Below are 16,403 nucleotides of genomic sequence, written 5' to 3'. Positions count from 1 at the left end.
ACTCGACTACGCAAAAGGTGCATCACTCGAAGATGTCACGGCGCAGCGTCCCCGTGGGCAGCGCCGGATCCACAAACCACTCGTGGCTGAACAGCGCGCCGAACACCTGGGGCGGCAACCGCATCAGGAGCCCGAACAGGCGCGCGCCCAGGCCCGAACTGCCGATCTGGGAACGGTGCGCGGCAAAAGCGTCCCGCTTCTGGCGGGCGAAGCGGAACACGTTGACCCGGTGGGTGATGGTCGCGCGCGGGGCATACGCGCCCCGGACGATGTCACGTTCGTACGGTCCGGGCAGCCGCAGCAGGTGCGCGAGATCGCTGACGCGAAGCAGCATTTCGCGCGGCATCGTCACCTCGAGCACCCGGGGAATCGCGGCGAGCTCGGCGGCTCGCTTGCCGACGTGGTGCACCTGCACATGATCGCGGTGGCCGTAGCCGCCGTTGGGCTGGTAGCTGAGCAGCAGATCGGCGCGCTCATCGCGAAGGATGGTGGCCAGCCGCCCCGCCGCCTCGTCGAGGTCCGCCCGCCCGAATCGGGTGCGCCCGGGCGGATCGGGGTAGAACAGCGGGCCGTAGCCGCTGTCGGCGTAGCCGAGGCACTCCACCCGCTGGGCCCCGAGAATGCTTGCGCTCGACCGCAATTCGCCCAGCCTGTTGCCGTCCTCGTTGTGCACTCGCCCGTCGGTCGCCGTGACCACGACGACGCGATGCCCGGCCGCGGACGCGCGCGCAAGCGTGCCGCCGGTGAGGACCACCTCGTCGTCGGGGTGCGCGTGGAACGCGACGACGGTGGCCATGCCAAACAGTATGCCCGCGCGTCACGGCGCGGCCGGCCGGTAGAAATGAGCCATGGCCGAACTATGGGTGGAACGCACCGGAACTCGCCGCTACACGGGATACAGCTCGCGGGGAGCGCAGGTGCTCGTCGGCTCCGAGGACGTCGACGGCGTGTTCACTCCCGGCGAGCTGCTCAAGATCGCGCTCGCGGCCTGCAGCGGGATGTCCAGCGATATGCCGCTGGCCCGCCGGCTGGGCGACGACTACAAGGCGGTCGTCAGGGTCTCCGGCGCGGCCGACCGCGAGCAGGAACGCTATCCGCTGCTCGAGGAGACGCTGGAGCTGGATCTGTCGGGGTTGGCCGAGGACGAGAAGGAGCGCCTGCGCGTCGTGGTCAACCGGGCCATCGACCAGGTCTGCACGGTCGGGCGCACCCTGCAGTCCGGCACCACCGTCAACTTCGAGGTGAGCGATGTCGGATCCTGACGCCCGGCTCACCGCCTGGGTGCACGGGAACGTCCAGGGGGTGGGTTTCCGCTGGTGGACGCGGTGCCGGGCGTTGGAGCTGGGCCTCACCGGCTACGCCGCGAACCAGGCCGACGGCCGGGTGCTGGTGGTCGCCCAGGGGCCGCGGGAGGCCGGCGAGAAGCTGCTGGAGCTGCTGCGGGGCGGCGCGTCCTGGCCCGCCCAGCCCGGACGCGTCGACAAGGTCGTCGCCGACTGGTCGCAGCCCCAGGAGCGTTTCGAGGGGTTCGTCGAGCGGTGACGGCGCCTGCTTCTCGTGGCTGATGTGACCACTGTGACCAGTGCGTCGCCCCGCGACGCCGCCGGCAGATTTCGGCCCGGCCGACACCCCTCGGTGAGCCTGTCCGGGATGGTTTGAGCGGTAGTCTGGCTCGCCGTGTACCTCAAGAGTCTGACGCTGAAGGGCTTCAAGTCCTTTGCCTCGCCGACGACTCTGCGTTTCGAGCCGGGCATCACCGCGGTGGTCGGGCCCAACGGTTCGGGCAAGTCCAACGTCGTCGACGCGCTGGCCTGGGTCATGGGCGAGCAGGGCGCCAAGACGCTGCGCGGCGGGAAGATGGAGGACGTCATCTTCGCCGGGACCTCGTCGCGCGCCCCGCTGGGCCGCGCCGAGGTCACCGTCACCATCGACAACTCCGACAACGCGCTGCCCATCGAGTACTCCGAGGTCTCGATCACCCGGCGGATGTTCCGCGACGGCGCCAGCGAATACGAAATCAACGGCAGCAGTTGCCGTTTGATGGACGTTCAGGAACTGCTGAGCGACTCCGGGATCGGCCGGGAGATGCACGTCATCGTCGGGCAGGGCAAGCTCGACGAGATCCTGCAGTCGCGGCCCGAGGACCGTCGCGCGTTCATCGAGGAAGCCGCGGGCGTGCTCAAGCACCGCAAGCGCAAGGAGAAGGCCCTCCGCAAGCTCGACGCGATGTCGGCGAACCTGGCCCGGCTCACCGACCTGACCACCGAGCTGCGCCGCCAGCTCAAACCGTTGGGCCGCCAGGCCGAGGTGGCCCGCCGCGCCCAGACGATCCAGGCCGACCTGCGTGACGCGCGGCTGCGGCTGGCCGCCGACGACCTGGTCAACCGCAAGGGCGAGCGCGAGGCCATCTTCGAGGCCGAGGCCGCCATGCGGCGCGAGCACGACGAGGCCTCCGCGCGGCTGGCCGTCGCGTCCGAGGAGCTCACCGCGCACGAGACCGCCGTCGGCGAGCTCTCCGGGCGCGCCGAATCGGTGCAGCACACCTGGTTCGCGCTGTCCGCGCTGGCCGAACGGGTGGCCGCCACGGTGCGCATCGCCAGCGAGCGGGCCCAGCACCTCGACGTGGAGCCGGTGGCGGCGGGCGACACCGACCCCGACGCTTTGGAAGCCGAGGCCGAGCAGGTCGCGATCGCCGAGCAGCGGCTGCTGGCGGAGTTGGCCGCGGCGCGCACCCGGCTCGACGGCGCGCGCGCCGAGTTGGCCGAGCGCGAGCGCGAGGCCGCCGAGGCCGACCGGGCGCACATGGCGGCGGTGCGCGCCGAGGCGGATCGGCGCGAAGGGCTGGCGCGGCTGGCCGGTCAGGTGGAGACGATGCGGGCGCGTGTCGAGTCGATCGACGACAGCGTCGCGCGGCTGTCCGAACGCATCGAAGCCGCCGCCGCCCGCGCCCAGCAGGCCAAGGCCGAATTCGAAACCGTGCAGGGTCGCGTCGGGGAACTCGACCAGGGCGAGATGGGACTCGACGAGCACCACGAGCGCACCGTGGCCGCGCTGCGGTTGGCCGACGCGCGGGTCGCCGAACTGCAGTCCGCCGAGCGGGACGCCGAACGCCAGGTGGCCTCGCTGCGCGCCCGCATCGACGCGCTCGCCGTCGGCCTCGAACGCAAGGACGGCGCCGCCTGGCTTACCCAAAACCATTCCGGCACAGGTCTTTTGGGTCCGATGGCCAAGCTGGTCAAGGTCCGCTCCGGCTACGAGGCGGCGCTGGCCGCGGTGCTGGGATCGGCGGCCGACGCGCTGGCCGCCGAGAGCTTCGGCGCGGCCCGGTCCGCGGTCGCCGCGCTCAAACAGGCCGACGGCGGCCGGGCCGCGCTGGTGCTCGGAGACTGGCCCGCCGATCACCCCGCCCCGCAGGCCGCCCCGGCGGGCGCGCTGTGGGCGCTCGACCTGATCGACGCTCCCGAGCGGCTGCGCGGCGCGATCACGGCGATGCTCTCGGGCGTCGCGGTGGTCGACGACCTGGACCGGGCGCTGGCCCTGGTGGCCGAGCATCCCCGGTTGCGCGCGGTCACCCTCGACGGCGACCTGGTGGGCGCCGGCTGGGTGAGTGGGGGCTCCGATCGCAAGCTGTCCACGCTCGAGGTGACCTCCGAGATCGACAAGGCCGGCGACGAGCTGACCGCCGCGGAGGCCCAGGTGGCCCAGCTGAGCGCGGCGCTGTCCGGCGCGCTGACCGAGCAGGCCGCCCGCCAGGACTCCGCCGAGCAGGCGCTGGCCGCCCTCAACGAATCCGACAGCGCCATCTCGGGAATGTACGAACAGCTCGGCCGGCTCGGCCAGGAAGCCCGCACGTCCGAGGACGAGTGGAGCAGGCTGCTGCGGCAACGCGAGGAGCTCGAAGCGGGCCGGACCCAGACCGTCGCCGAAGTCACCGAACTGGAAACCCGGCTGCGCAACGCCCAGGAGACCCAGCAGGCGCCGGCGGAGGAACCGGTGGACCGCCAGCAGATCGCCGCCGCCACCGAGAACGCGCGCAGCGTCGAAGTGGAGGCCCGGCTCGCGGTGCGCACCGCCGAGGAGCGCGCGAACGCGGTGCGCGGGCGGGCGGATTCGTTGCGCCGCGCGGCCGCCGCCGAACGCGAAGCCCGGGTGCGGGCCCAGCAAGCACGTGAGGCGCGGCTGCGGGCGGCCGCGGTGGCCGCGGCGGTGGCCGACTCCGGCCGGCTGCTGGCGCAGCGGTTGAACGGGGTCGTCGACTCGGCGTCCAAGATCCGCGACGCCCTGGCCGCCGAACGCCAGCAGCGCGCGACGGCGATGGCGGCGGTGCGCGACGAGGTGAACGCGCTGGGCGCCCGGGTGGCCGCCCTGACCGACTCGCTGCACCGCGACGAGGTGGCCAACGCCCAGGCTGCGCTGCGGATCGAGCAGCTCGAGCAGATGGTGCTCGAGCAGTTCGGCATGGCGCCCGAGGATTTGATCGCCGAGTACGGCCCGCAGAACGAGCTGCCGCCGACCGACCTGGAAATGGCCGAATACGAGCAGGCCAAGGAGCGCGGCGAGCAGGTCTTCGCGCCGGCCCCCATTCCCTACGACCGCGCCACCCAGGAGCGCCGGGCCAAGCGGGCCGAGCGCGAACTGGCCGAACTCGGCAGGGTCAACCCGCTGGCGCTGGAGGAGTTCGCCGCGCTCGAGGAGCGCTACAACTTCCTGTCCACCCAGCTCGAGGACGTCAAGGCCGCCCGCAAGGACCTGCTCGGGGTGGTCGACGAGGTCGACGCCCGCATCCTGCAGGTGTTCAGCGAGGCCTATGCCGACGTGGAGCGCGAATTCACCGAGGTCTTCACCGTGCTGTTCCCCGGCGGCGAGGGCCGGCTGCGGCTGACCGATCCGGGCGACATGCTCACCACGGGCATCGAGGTGGAGGCCCGTCCGCCGGGCAAGAAGGTCACCCGGCTCTCCCTGCTGTCCGGTGGCGAGAAGGCGCTGACCGCGGTGGCGATGCTGGTGGCGATCTTCCGGGCCCGCCCGTCGCCGTTCTACATCATGGACGAGGTGGAGGCCGCCCTCGACGACACCAACCTGCGGCGCCTGATCTCGCTGTTCGAGCTGCTGCGGGCGCGCTCGCAGCTCATCATCATCACCCACCAGAAGCCGACCATGGAGGTCGCCGACGCGCTCTACGGCGTGACCATGCAGGGCGACGGCATCACCGCGGTGATCTCCCAGCGGATGCGCGGCCAGCAGGTGGAGCAGTTGGTCACGACCTGATCGGCGGGCCGGGGCACGCCCCGGTGACCGACCGGCACCGGACCGCTTGAAACAATGTCAGCGTGTCCCAAGGTCTTTGGATCGCGCTCGCGGTCCTGATAGCTCTCGTCGTCCTGGTCGCGCTGGTCTTGGGCCTGCTGCGGTATCGCCGGCGGCGGATCAGCTTCTCGACGCGCGCCGAACCCGGGGCGATCGACCGCTCCGGCGGATACACCGCGTCGTCCGGGATCACCTTCAGCCAGACTCCGACCGTGGCGCCGCCCGAGCGGCTCGACACCACCGGGCTGCCCGGGGTGGGCGACGACGCCACCATCCCGCGCGACGCGCCGCGGCGCACCATCTCCGACGTCGACCTCCCCGAACCGGAGACCGTCGCGCCGCCACCGATCCCCGCCGCGCCACCCGAACCCGCAACCCCGGCGCCCGAGACCCCGGCGCCCGAAACGCCGGCCGCCCCCGAGATCGAGGAGATCGCGCCGCCCGAGGGCCGCCTGGAACGGCTGCGCGGCCGGCTGGCCCGTTCGCAAAGCGCCTTCGGCCGCAGCATGCTGGGCCTGATCGGCGGCGGCGACCTCGACGAAGACGCCTGGCAGGACGTCGAGGACACGCTGCTCGTCGCCGACCTGGGCCCCGTGGTCGCCGAATCGGTCATCGCCCAGCTGCGCGCCCGGCTGGCCGGCAGCGACGTGCGCACCGAGGCCGACGCGAAGGCCGTGCTGCGCGACGTGCTGATCAAGGAGCTGCAGCCCGGCATGGACCGGTCGATCCGGGCGCTGCCGCACGCCGACCATCCCTCGGTGCTGCTGGTCGTCGGCGTGAACGGCACCGGGAAGACCACCACGGTCGGCAAGCTGGCCCGCGTCCTGGTCGCCGACGGGCGGCGCGTCGTCCTGGGCGCCGCCGACACCTTCCGGGCCGCGGCCGCCGATCAGCTGCAGACCTGGGCGTCGCGGGTGGGCGCCGAGGTGGTGCGCGGGGCCGAAGGCGCCGACCCGGCGTCGGTGGCGTTCGACGCCGTCGACAAGGGCATCGCCGCCGGCGTCGACGTCGTGCTCATCGACACCGCGGGCCGGTTGCACACCAAGGTCGGGCTGATGGACGAACTCGACAAGGTCAAGCGCGTGGTGACCCGGCGCGCCGCGGTCGACGAGGTGCTGCTGGTGCTCGACGCCACCATCGGGCAGAACGGCCTGGCCCAGGCCCGGGTGTTCGCCGAGGTCGTCGAGATCACCGGGGCCGTCCTGACCAAGCTGGACGGAACGGCCAAGGGCGGCATCGTCTTTAGGGTCCAGCAGGAGCTCGGCGTGCCGGTCAAGCTGGTCGGGCTCGGTGAGGGCCCCGACGACCTCGCGCCATTCGAACCGGCCGCGTTCGTCGACGCGCTGCTCGGCTGACACCACCGCAGCGGCGCGCGCGACGTTAATCCCGCCGAAACACGACGGCACCATCGCCGAAACAACCATTGCGCAATCTTCTCGCAGGTCATCGGACGCATGTCCGACGTCCCATTGCGGCCCGACCGGAGGAGATTGCGAGTGACATACCCGATGCTGGGCCAGCCCAACACCGGCGATACCGCCTGGATGCTGGCCAGTTCCGCGCTGGTGCTGTTGATGACGCCGGGTCTGGCGTTCTTCTACGGCGGTATGGTGCGCGCCCGAAGCGTGCTGAACATGCTCATGATGAGCATCAGCGCGATGGGCGTGGTCACCGTGCTGTGGGTGCTCTACGGCTATTCGATCGCCTTCGGCGACGACGTCGGCAACTTCATGGGCAAGCCGACGTCCTATTGGGGCCTCAAGGGCCTCATCGGCGTCAACGCGGTGGCCGCCGACCCCAGCAAAGGCACTGCGGCAACGGACATTCCGCTCGCCGGCACCCTGCCCGCCACGGTGTTCGTGGCGTTCCAGCTGATGTTCGCGATCATCACCGTCGCGCTGATCTCCGGCGCGGTGTCCGACCGCCTGAAGTTCGGCGCCTGGCTGGTGTTCGCCGGCCTGTGGGCCACGTTCGTCTACTTCCCGGTCGCCCACTGGGTTTTCGCGTTCGACGGCTTCGCCTCCGAGCACGGCGGCTGGATCGCCAACAAGCTGCACGCGATCGACTTCGCCGGCGGGACCGCCGTCCACATCAACTCCGGTGTGGCGGGCCTGATGCTGGCCATCGTGCTGGGGAAGCGGCGCGGCTGGCCCACCACGTTGTTCCGCCCGCACAACCTGCCGTTCGTGATGCTCGGCGCCGGGTTGCTGTGGTTCGGCTGGTACGGGTTCAACGCCGGGTCGGCCACCAGCTCCAACGGCGTCGCCGGGACGACGTTCGTCACCACCACGGTCGCGACGGCCACCGCGATGCTGGGCTGGATGCTGACCGAACGCATCCGCGACGGCAAGGCGACGACGCTGGGGGCCGCGTCGGGCATCGTCGCGGGCCTGGTCGCCATCACCCCGTCCTGCTCGTCGGTCAACGTCCTGGGCGCGCTGGTCGTGGGCCTGGTCGCCGGGGTGCTGTGCGCGCTGGCCGTCGGCCTGAAATTCAAACTCGGCTTCGACGACTCGCTCGACGTGGTCGGGGTGCACCTTGTCGGCGGCCTGGCCGGCACGCTGCTGGTGGGCCTGCTCGCCGCCCCGGAAAGCCCGGCGATCAACGGCGTGGTCGGGGTGTCGAAGGGATTGTTCTACGGCGGCGGCTGGGCTCAGCTCGAGCGGCAGGCGATCGGCGCGTTCAGCGTCCTCGCCTACTCCGGTGTGGTTACGCTGATTCTGGCTTTGATCCTGAAGTACACCATCGGGCTTCGCCTCAACCCGGAAGCGGAAGCCACGGGTATCGACGAGGCCGAGCACGCCGAGAGTGGTTACGATTTCGCGGTGGCTACCGGCTCGGTGCTCCCGCCCCGGGTCGCTGTCGCGGACACCCGCAACGGCGTGAAGGAGGACCGAGTGGGCGACAAAGTGGAGGCAGAGCAGTCATGAAGCTGATCACCGCGATCGTGAAGCCGTTCACGCTCGATGACGTGAAGACCAGTCTCGAGGACGCGGGCGTCCTGGGGATGACGGTCAGCGAAATCCAGGGCTACGGGCGGCAGAAGGGGCACACCGAGGTCTACCGCGGTGCCGAATACTCCGTCGACTTCGTGCCCAAGGTGCGGATCGAGGTCGTCGTCGACGACTCCATCGTCGACAAGGTCGTGGACAGCATCGTCCGGGCGGCGCGCACCGGCAAGATCGGCGACGGCAAAGTGTGGGTCAGTCCCGTGGAAACCATTGTGCGCGTGCGCACCGGCGAGCGCGGAACCGATGCGCTATGACGCATTCCGTCAATTGCTGATTCGCCCCGGGCGGGCCGCGAGGGCATGACCCCGAACGGCTCCGATCCGCCCGGGCACCAAGCGGGGACAGGAAGCGCCGGCGGGGCAGTCGATTTGGCCGCCTCGCGGCGCCAACTGCTGTCCGAGGGCAGCAAGCTACACGCCGCCGAACTGCGGCACGCCTGGCTGGATCTGCACGAATCATGGTTGATGGCCAAGGCCGCCGAGATCGGGATCGACGACGACAGCGGCTTCGCGATCGTCGGCATCGGCGGGTTGGGCCGCCACGAGCTGCTGCCATATTCCGACCTGGACCTGATGCTGTTGCACGACAACAAGTCCGACGACGTGCTGGGCAAGGTCGCCGACGGGTTGTGGTATCCGTTGTGGGACGCCAACGTTCGCCTCGACCACAGCGTGCGGACCGTGTCCGGCGCCCTGGGTGTGGCCAATGCCGACATGATCGCGGCCCTGGGCATGCTGGACGCACGCCACATCGCCGGCGACGCGCGGCTGTCCGAGGAACTGATCGCGGGCGCGCGACGCCAGTGGCGCAGCGCAATTCGCTCCCGGATGGACGAGCTCGTCGCGATGACGCAGGCCCGCTGGGAGCGCTGCGGGCGGATCGCGCAGCGGGCCGAACCGGACCTGAAATCGGGCCGTGGCGCCCTGCGCGATGTGCAGTTGCTCGACGCGCTCGGCGTGGCCCAGCTCATCGACCGCCACGGCATGGCCCGCCCGGAGTCGCCGGGCGGCTCGCTGGACGACGCCCACCTGACGCTGCTCGACGTGCGCACCGAGCTGCACCGCGTGTCCGGGCGCGGACGCGATCAGCTGCTGGCCCAATACGGCGACGAACTCAGCGCCGCGCTGCACATCGGTGACCGATTCGACTTGGCCCGCAAGCTATCCGACGCCGGGCGCACCATCGCCTACCACGCCGAGACGGGGCTGCGCACCGCCGAGAACGCCCTGCCGCGCCGCGGCGTCTCGGCGTTGGTGCGCCGGCCCAAGCGCCGCCCCCTCGACGAGGGCGTCGTCGAATACGGCGGAGAGATCGTGCTCGCCCGCGACGCGCGACCCGACACCGACGTGGGCTTGGTGCTGCGGGTGGCCGCCGCGTCCGCCGACACCGGGTTGCCGATCGGCGCCGCCACGCTGAGCCGCCTGGCCGCCGGCGCGCCCGAGATGCCGGTGCCCTGGCCGCGGGAAGCGTTGGACGACTTACTGGTTGTGCTGTCCGCCGGCCCGACGACCGTGGCCACCATCGAGGCGCTCGACCGCACCGGGCTGTGGGGCCGGCTGCTGCCCGAATGGGACGCGATCCGCGACCTGCCGCCGCGCGACGTCGCGCACAAATGGACGGTGGACCGGCACGTCATCGAGACGGCCGTCAACGCCGCGCCGCTGGCGACGCGCGTGGCGCGGCCCGACCTGCTCGCGCTCGGCGCGCTGCTGCACGACATCGGCAAGGGCCGCGGCGTCGACCACAGCGTGCTCGGCGCGGGCCTGGCCCTGGATATCGGGCCGCGACTGGGGATCTCGCCCGCCGACTCCGAGACGCTCGCGCAGCTGGTCCGCCACCACCTGCTGCTGCCGGTCGTGGCGACCCGCAGCGACCTGAACGACCCCAAAACCATTGAGCGCGTGTCGAAGTCGCTCGGCGGCGATCCGCTGCTGCTCGAAGTGCTGCATGCGCTCACCGAAGCCGACTCCAAGGCCACCGGGCCGGGGGTGTGGAGCGAATGGAAGGCGTCCCTGATCGAGGAGTTGGTTCGGCGCTGCCGGCTGGTGATGGCGGGGGAGCCGCTTCCGGAGGCCGAACCGACTGCACCCCAATATCTTTCGTTGGCCGCTCAACGCGCGGTCCACGTGGAGATCAAGCCCAGTGGCGGTGAGCGGCTGGACGTGGTGATGGCCGCCCCGGATCAGCGGGGGCTCGTGTCCAAGGCCGCGGCGGTGCTGGCGCTGAACTCGCTGCGCATCCATTCGGCGTCGGCCAGCACCGACGCGGGTTTCGCGGTCGTCGAATTCGTGGTGTCGCCGCTGTTCGGTTCGCCGCCGGAGGCGGGCCTGCTGCGCCAGCAGTTCACCGGCGCGCTCGCCGGTGACGTCGACGTGCTGGGCACGCTGGAGAAACGCGATAGCGACGCCGCCGGCGCGGCGTCCACGCGGGCCGGTGAGGTTCAGGTCGGGGTGCCGGTGACGCGCTCGACCGCCCCGCCGCGCATCCTGTGGGTCGATACGGGCACCGCCGGCCAGCTGATCGTCGAGGTCCGCGCCATGGATCGCCTGGGGCTGCTCGCGATGCTGACCCGGGCGCTGGAGCGGGCCGGAACCGACATCGTCTGGGCCAAGGTCAACACGTTCGGGTCGACGGCGGCCGACGTCTTTTGCGTGACGGCCGCCTCCGGCGGGCAAGCCGGGCGGGACGCGGTCGAGCAGAGCCTGCTCGCCGCGCTCGGCGGGCCGGCGGTCGAGGTGCTCGAGGAACCCGTCGGCGACTAACCCCGATGACGCCGGCGATCACCGCAACTTCTGGGCGAATTCGATGACGTGGCCGTCCGGGTCGGCGATGTGGAGCGTCCTTTCACGCCAGGGCCGGTCCACCGGTCCGGTGAGGATCTCGGCACCGAGGTGCCGCAACCGTTCCGCCTCGCTGTCCACGTCGTCAACCAGGAAACCGATCTCGCCGCACGGCGGGTTGCCGCCCTCGCGGCCGATGAGCTCCGGCAGCTTCGACCGCTCGAAAAGCGAGAACTTGGTGTTGGCCGTCTCGAACTCGACGTAGCCGTCGCCTTCGATCCGTACCTGCAGCCCGATCACGTCGCGGTAGAACGTCACCGACCTCGTGAGCGACTCCACGTAGTGGATGACGTAGTCCACGCGACGCATGAAACACCTCGGCGCGTGCTAGCTCACCGGTCGCCGTCGGCCCGAGCCGTATCGAGGCGAACGACGCGCAATTCGCCGTGCGCGAGGCAGGCAGCATAACCGTGGTGCTTGCTGTAGAGCTCCCACGCGATGGCGTTGTCGTTGGACGGCACGTCGATCTGGTGATAGTCGGAGAACTCGAGATGGAGATCTCCGGTGTCGGACCAGACGGCACTCGTGCAGCTCGATCCGGCGAAATCGAAGAGCGGACGCAGTTGACCCGCCGGGTGGTTCGGGTCGATGGCGATCACTTCGGCGGGTGAGGTTTCGATGGCCGGCAGGGTCAGACGCATCGGTGCCGTGATCACCAGCTCGTTGTAGTCCTCGAAATTCAGCACCAGACCGTCGCGGAACATGATCCGCTGAACCGCACAGCCCTCGAGCCACTGCTCGATCACTTTCTGTTCGGTCATAGATTCCACTCTGGCCCCAATTTGGCACATGCACAACCGTGGTGGGCCATGCCGTACCGGCTCACGACGTCTCGGCGTTGAGCCGGCGGACGGCGTCGATGCGCGCCCGCAGCTGTTCGCGGCTCGCGGCGGCGATCGGGGGGCCGCCGCAGCGGCGCCGCAATTCGTTGTGGATCCAGCCGTGCGGCTTGCCCGTCCGGTGATGGGCGATCGAGACGAGCGCGTTGAGCTCGCGGCGCAGCTCGCGAAGCTGGCCGTGCACCGTGGCCGACGGGGTTTCGACGGCACCCGGCGATCCGGTCTCCTGGTGCAGCCGGGCCCGCCGCTGCAGCTGTTCGTCCTGGCGCTGGTGCAGCAGCGCACGCATCTGCTCGGCGTCGAGCAGGCCCGGGATGCCGAGGTAGTCGGCCTCCTCGTCGCTGCCCGCCGGCGCGGCGGTGCCGAACGATGATCCGTCGAAGATGAGCTGATCGAGCTCCGCGTCGGCGCCCAGCGAGGTGAACCCCTTGTCGAGGTCGCTCTTCTCGTCCTGCGTCTTGGTTGCGGGATCGCCGTCGAGGGGATCGCCCTCGGATTCCCGGTGCGGCTCGCCGAGCACGTGGTTGCGCTGCGCCTCCAGCTCGCTGGCCAGCTGCAGCAGGTTGGGCACCGACGGCACGAAGATGCTGGCGATCTCGCCCGGGCGCCGCGACCGCACGAACCGGCCGATGGCCTGGGCGAAGAACAGCGGGGTCGAGGCGCTGGTGGCGTAGATCCCGACCGACAGCCGCGGCACGTCGACGCCCTCGGAGACCATGCGCACCGCGACGAGCCAGCGGCTGGTGCTCGCCGCGAACTCGCTGATGCGCGCCGACGAGCCGGGGTCGTCGGAGAGCACCAGCGTCGGCGCCTCGCCGGTCAGCTTCGTCAGCAGGGTGGCATAGGCGCGGGCCGCGGTCTGATCGGAGGCGATGATCATGCCGCCGGCGTCGGGCACGTGCGTGCGCAGCTGGCGCAGCCGCAGGTCCGCGGCGGTGATCACCGCGGGCATCCACTCGCCGGCGGGATCCAGCGCCGTGCGCCACGCCCGCGCGGTCTGCTCGGCGGACAGCGGCTCACCCAGTCGGGCGGCGTGCTCCTCGCCGGCGCTGTCGCGCCACCGGGCCTCCCCGGAGTAGGCGAGGAAGACCACGGGCCGGACCACGCCGTCGGCCAGGGCGTCGGTGTAGCCGTAGGTGTGATCGGCCTGCGACCGCCGTATCCCGTCGGGACCGGCCTCGTAGGTCACGAACGGGATGGGGCTGTCGTCGCTGCGGAAGGGCGTGCCCGTCAGTGCGAGCCGGCGGGTGGCGTCGTCGAACGCCTCGCGGATGGCGTCGCCCCAGGTCTTGGCGTCCCCGCCGTGATGGATCTCGTCGAAGACGACCAGTGTCTTGCGCTGCTCGGTGCGGACCCGGTGCAGCGTGGGATGCGCGGCGACCTGCGCGTAGGTGACCATGACGCCGTGATACTCCGGCGCGATCCGCGGGTTGGCGTTGGAGAATCTCGGGTCCAGGGCGATGCCGTGCCGCGCCGCGGCCTGCGCCCACTGCACCTTGAGGTGCTCGGTGGGCACCACGACGGTGACCTGCTCGACCGCGCGCTGGCCGAGGAGTTCGGCCGCCACCCGCAGCGCGAACGTCGTCTTGCCGGACCCGGGGGTGGCTACCGCCAGGAAGTCGCGCGGCTGGCCGGCGAGATATTTGACGAGCGCCCTGCGCTGCCAGCCGCGCAGCACGGCGGTGCCGCTGTCGTCGCCCTGGTCGGTGTCGGTCCGCGCTTGGATGCTGCTGGCCGGCATCGACACAGGCCCCCCAATCGTTGCTGTTCGACACGGCCAGCTCGGTTGAGTGGCGGCTGTGAAATCTAGCACGCCAACGCTTTTCGATGTTGGAGCGACTCGACTCGCTATCGTGCGTGGGTCACCGCTTCGTGGGTCTGCAGCCAGTCGCGGATGCGTTCGGCGACGTCGGCCCAGCCCGGCTCGAGCATCATGTTGTGGCCCATGGAAAAGAATTCCGGCTCGGTGCCGTAGGCCCGCGCGGTGGCGCGCACGTCGCCGGGGCTGACGAAGCCGTCGTGCTCGGCGCCCAGGACCAGGATCGGCGTCGTCACCCGCCGGGTCCGGACGCGGCGGACCATCGGATCGGTCATGGCGGCGCGCACGCTCTCGGCCCCGGCCTGTTGCCGGCAGGCCTCGACGATGTCCTCGGGTGTGTCGGCGCAGAAGAGGTACTCGCGGGCCAGCGCCGGGGTGGCCAAAAATTTCAGCAGCGTGGGATCGTTCCAGGCTTCCATGGTCATCGACGGCCGGCGGCGCCAGACGCGCAACGCCATTTTGAGCACGCCCTGCGGCGGCACCGAGCCCACCAGCACCGCGGCCGGGGCGCTGCGCTCTTCGAGGTAGCGCTGGATCACGAACCCGCCCAGGGAGTGCCCGATCAGGATCGGCGCGCCACCGAGGTCGTCGGCCACCGAGCGGACGTCCTCGATGTAGTCGGCGATGGACACCTTGCGCAACGGCTTCGCGGTGGGGCTGGTGCCGTGCCCGCGCAGGCTCACCGCGACCGTGCGGTAGCCGGCGTCGGCGAAGAAGTCCTGGAAGTGTTCCCAGCACCACGCGCCGTGCCACCCGCCGTGGACGAAGAGCAGGGGCACCGGGTGCTCGGCAGTGCAGGACCCTTTGTCGATCAGCTCGAGCATCAGGTCATTCCCTTCGCTAGTCCCTGCCGAAACATAAGCCACGCCGACGCGTGTCCGGGGCGGATTCGTGCCGACGGGGGCGGCCGAGTGTGCGGCCGCGCGCGCACTCGCGGCCGAATGGGCGGCGGGCCGTACACTCGTCGTCCGCGCGGCAAGCTGCGCCCGGCGGCGTGGGTCGCGCTTGCGGTGCCACTAGGCTGGCGGGGTGTTTGAATCGCTGTCCGACCGATTGACCGGCGCCCTCGCGGGGCTACGTGGCAAGGGTCGACTGACCGACGCCGATATCGAGGCCACCACCCGCGAGATCCGGCTGGCGCTGCTGGAAGCCGACGTGTCGTTGCCCGTCGTGCGCGCCTTCGTCACCCGGATCAAGGACCGCGCCAAGGGCGCCGAGGTCTCGGGTGCCCTCAACCCGGCGCAGCAGGTCGTCAAGATCGTCAACGAAGAACTCATCGGCATCCTGGGCGGACAGACCCGCCAGCTGGCGTTCGCGAAGACGCCGCCGACCGTGGTGATGCTCGCCGGCCTGCAGGGTTCCGGTAAGACGTCGCTGGCCGGCAAGCTGGCGGCCTGGCTGCGCGGGCAGGGCCACACCCCGCTGCTGGTGGCGTGCGACCTGCAGCGCCCGGCCGCGGTCAACCAGCTGCAGGTGGTCGGCGAGCGGGCCGGGGTGCCGGTGTTCGCGCCGCACCCGGGTGAATCCCCGGGGTCCGGACCCGGCGACCCGGTCGCGGTCGCCGCGGCGGGAATCGCCGAGGCCAACGCCAAGCACTTCGACGTCGTCATCGTCGACACCGCCGGCCGGCTCGGCATCGACGACGAACTGATGGCGCAGGCCGCGGCCATCCGCGACGCCATCGACCCCGACGAGGTGCTCTTCGTCCTGGACGCGATGATCGGTCAGGACGCCGTCACCACCGCCGAGGCGTTCCGCGAGGGCGTCGGCTTCACCGGGGTGGTGCTCACCAAGCTCGACGGCGACGCCCGCGGTGGCGCGGCGCTCTCGGTCCGCGAAGTGACCGGTGTCCCAATCCTTTTCGCCTCCACCGGCGAGAAGCTGGAGGACTTCGACGTCTTCCATCCCGACCGGATGTCCAGCCGCATCCTGGGCATGGGCGACGTGCTGAGCCTGATCGAGCAGGCCGAGCAGGTCTTCGACGCCGAACAGGCAGAGGCCGCCGCGGTCAAGATCGGCACCGGCGAGCTCACGCTCGAGGACTTCCTGGAACAGATGCTCGCCATCCGCAAGATGGGCCCGATCGGCAACCTGCTGGGCATGCTGCCCGGGGCCGGGCAGATGAAGGACGCGCTGGCCCAGGTCGACGACCGCCAACTCGACCGCCTGCAGGCCATCATCCGCGGTATGACCCCCGCCGAGCGCGCCGACCCGAAGATCATCAACGCGTCGCGGCGGCTGCGCATCGCCAACGGTTCGGGCGTCACGGTCTCGGAGGTCAACCAGCTGGTCGACCGCTTCTTCGAGGCCCGCAAGATGATGTCGTCCATGCTCGGCGGCATGGGCATCCCCGGGATGGGCCGCAAGTCCGCGACGCGAAAGTCCAAGGGCGCCAAGGGCAAGGCGGGCAAGAAGGCCAAGAAGGGCGGGCGGGGCCCGACGCCACCCAAGGCGAGAAACCCGCTGGCCGCCGGCATGCCGGCCGGGTTCCCCGACCTGTCGCAGATGCCCGAGGGTCTCAACGAGCTGCCGCCCGGGCTGGCCGACTTCGATCTGTCCAAGCTGAAGTTCCCGGGCAAGTCGTGAC

Annotated in this window: 13 protein-coding genes; 8 read left to right on the top strand and 5 right to left on the bottom strand. The window is 70.9% G+C overall.

Going from position 1 to position 16,403, the window contains the following annotated elements:
• Positions 1-22: 22 nt before the first annotated feature.
• Positions 23-796 carry a PIG-L deacetylase family protein gene (locus tag P6281_RS18430; RefSeq protein ID WP_008258941.1) on the bottom strand — a complete coding sequence of 258 codons (774 nt, stop codon included), beginning with the start codon at positions 794-796 and terminating at the stop codon, positions 23-25.
• Between the two features lie 52 nt (positions 797-848).
• On the opposite strand from P6281_RS18430, the gene P6281_RS18425 reads away from it, so the two are divergent.
• From P6281_RS18425 to P6281_RS18395, 7 genes are all read left to right on the top strand, one after another.
• Positions 849-1,262, top strand: a complete 414-nt coding sequence (locus P6281_RS18425; RefSeq protein ID WP_008258940.1) for an OsmC family protein — start codon at positions 849-851, stop codon at positions 1,260-1,262.
• The gene (locus tag P6281_RS18420; RefSeq protein WP_008258938.1) at positions 1,249-1,542 is read left to right on the top strand and encodes an acylphosphatase; all 294 of its coding nucleotides are present in this window, start codon (positions 1,249-1,251) and stop codon (positions 1,540-1,542) included. Before P6281_RS18425 ends, P6281_RS18420 begins: the two co-directional genes overlap by 14 nt.
• Before the next feature lie 135 nt (positions 1,543-1,677).
• Complete coding sequence (gene smc, locus P6281_RS18415; protein WP_008258935.1) at positions 1,678-5,268, top strand: chromosome segregation protein SMC; 3,591 nt, start codon at positions 1,678-1,680, stop codon at positions 5,266-5,268.
• Between the two features lie 62 nt (positions 5,269-5,330).
• A complete protein-coding gene (gene ftsY, locus P6281_RS18410) occupies positions 5,331-6,662 on the top strand; it encodes a signal recognition particle-docking protein FtsY (protein ID WP_095795715.1) in 1,332 nt (443 codons plus the stop codon).
• 153 nt (positions 6,663-6,815) lie between these two features.
• Positions 6,816-8,237, top strand: coding sequence for an ammonium transporter (locus P6281_RS18405; RefSeq protein ID WP_009955175.1), 1,422 nt, complete (start codon positions 6,816-6,818; stop codon positions 8,235-8,237).
• Complete coding sequence (gene glnB / locus P6281_RS18400; protein ID WP_003878721.1) at positions 8,234-8,572, top strand: nitrogen regulatory protein P-II; 339 nt, start codon at positions 8,234-8,236, stop codon at positions 8,570-8,572. The genes P6281_RS18405 and glnB overlap by 4 nt, the downstream gene beginning before the upstream one ends.
• A 45-nt stretch (positions 8,573-8,617) precedes the next feature.
• On the top strand, positions 8,618-11,080 hold the full coding sequence (locus P6281_RS18395) for a [protein-PII] uridylyltransferase (protein WP_081614499.1): 2,463 nt from the start codon (positions 8,618-8,620) through the stop codon (positions 11,078-11,080).
• An 18-nt stretch (positions 11,081-11,098) separates the two neighbouring features.
• Here P6281_RS18395 and P6281_RS18390 read toward each other — a convergent pair whose 3' ends face one another.
• The 4 genes from P6281_RS18390 to P6281_RS18375 form a co-directional block, all read right to left on the bottom strand.
• Entirely contained in the window at positions 11,099-11,467 is a 369-nt protein-coding gene (locus P6281_RS18390; RefSeq protein ID WP_036429395.1) for a VOC family protein, read from the bottom strand.
• Positions 11,468-11,490: 23 nt separating this feature from the next.
• On the bottom strand, positions 11,491-11,919 hold the full coding sequence (locus P6281_RS18385; RefSeq protein ID WP_008258924.1) for a DUF6188 family protein: 429 nt from the start codon (positions 11,917-11,919) through the stop codon (positions 11,491-11,493).
• Positions 11,920-11,980: 61 nt separating this feature from the next.
• Positions 11,981-13,744 carry a DEAD/DEAH box helicase gene (locus tag P6281_RS18380; protein WP_014942644.1) on the bottom strand — a complete coding sequence of 588 codons (1,764 nt, stop codon included), beginning with the start codon at positions 13,742-13,744 and terminating at the stop codon, positions 11,981-11,983.
• Positions 13,745-13,845: 101 nt separating this feature from the next.
• Positions 13,846-14,640, bottom strand: coding sequence for an alpha/beta hydrolase (locus P6281_RS18375; RefSeq protein ID WP_009955181.1), 795 nt, complete (start codon positions 14,638-14,640; stop codon positions 13,846-13,848).
• A 205-nt stretch (positions 14,641-14,845) separates the two neighbouring features.
• Here P6281_RS18375 and ffh point away from each other — a divergent pair, with 205 nt between their 5' ends.
• Positions 14,846-16,402, top strand: coding sequence for a signal recognition particle protein (ffh, locus tag P6281_RS18370; RefSeq protein ID WP_009955183.1), 1,557 nt, complete (start codon positions 14,846-14,848; stop codon positions 16,400-16,402).
• The last annotated feature ends 1 nt before the right edge of the window (position 16,403 follow it).

It is taken from the genome of Mycobacterium sp. 5-140-3-2 (assembly GCF_035666375.1).
In the GTDB taxonomy this organism is placed as follows: Bacteria; Actinomycetota; Actinomycetes; order Mycobacteriales; family Mycobacteriaceae; genus Mycobacterium; species Mycobacterium intracellulare.
This window is presented reverse-complemented; position numbering and strand designations above follow the sequence as displayed.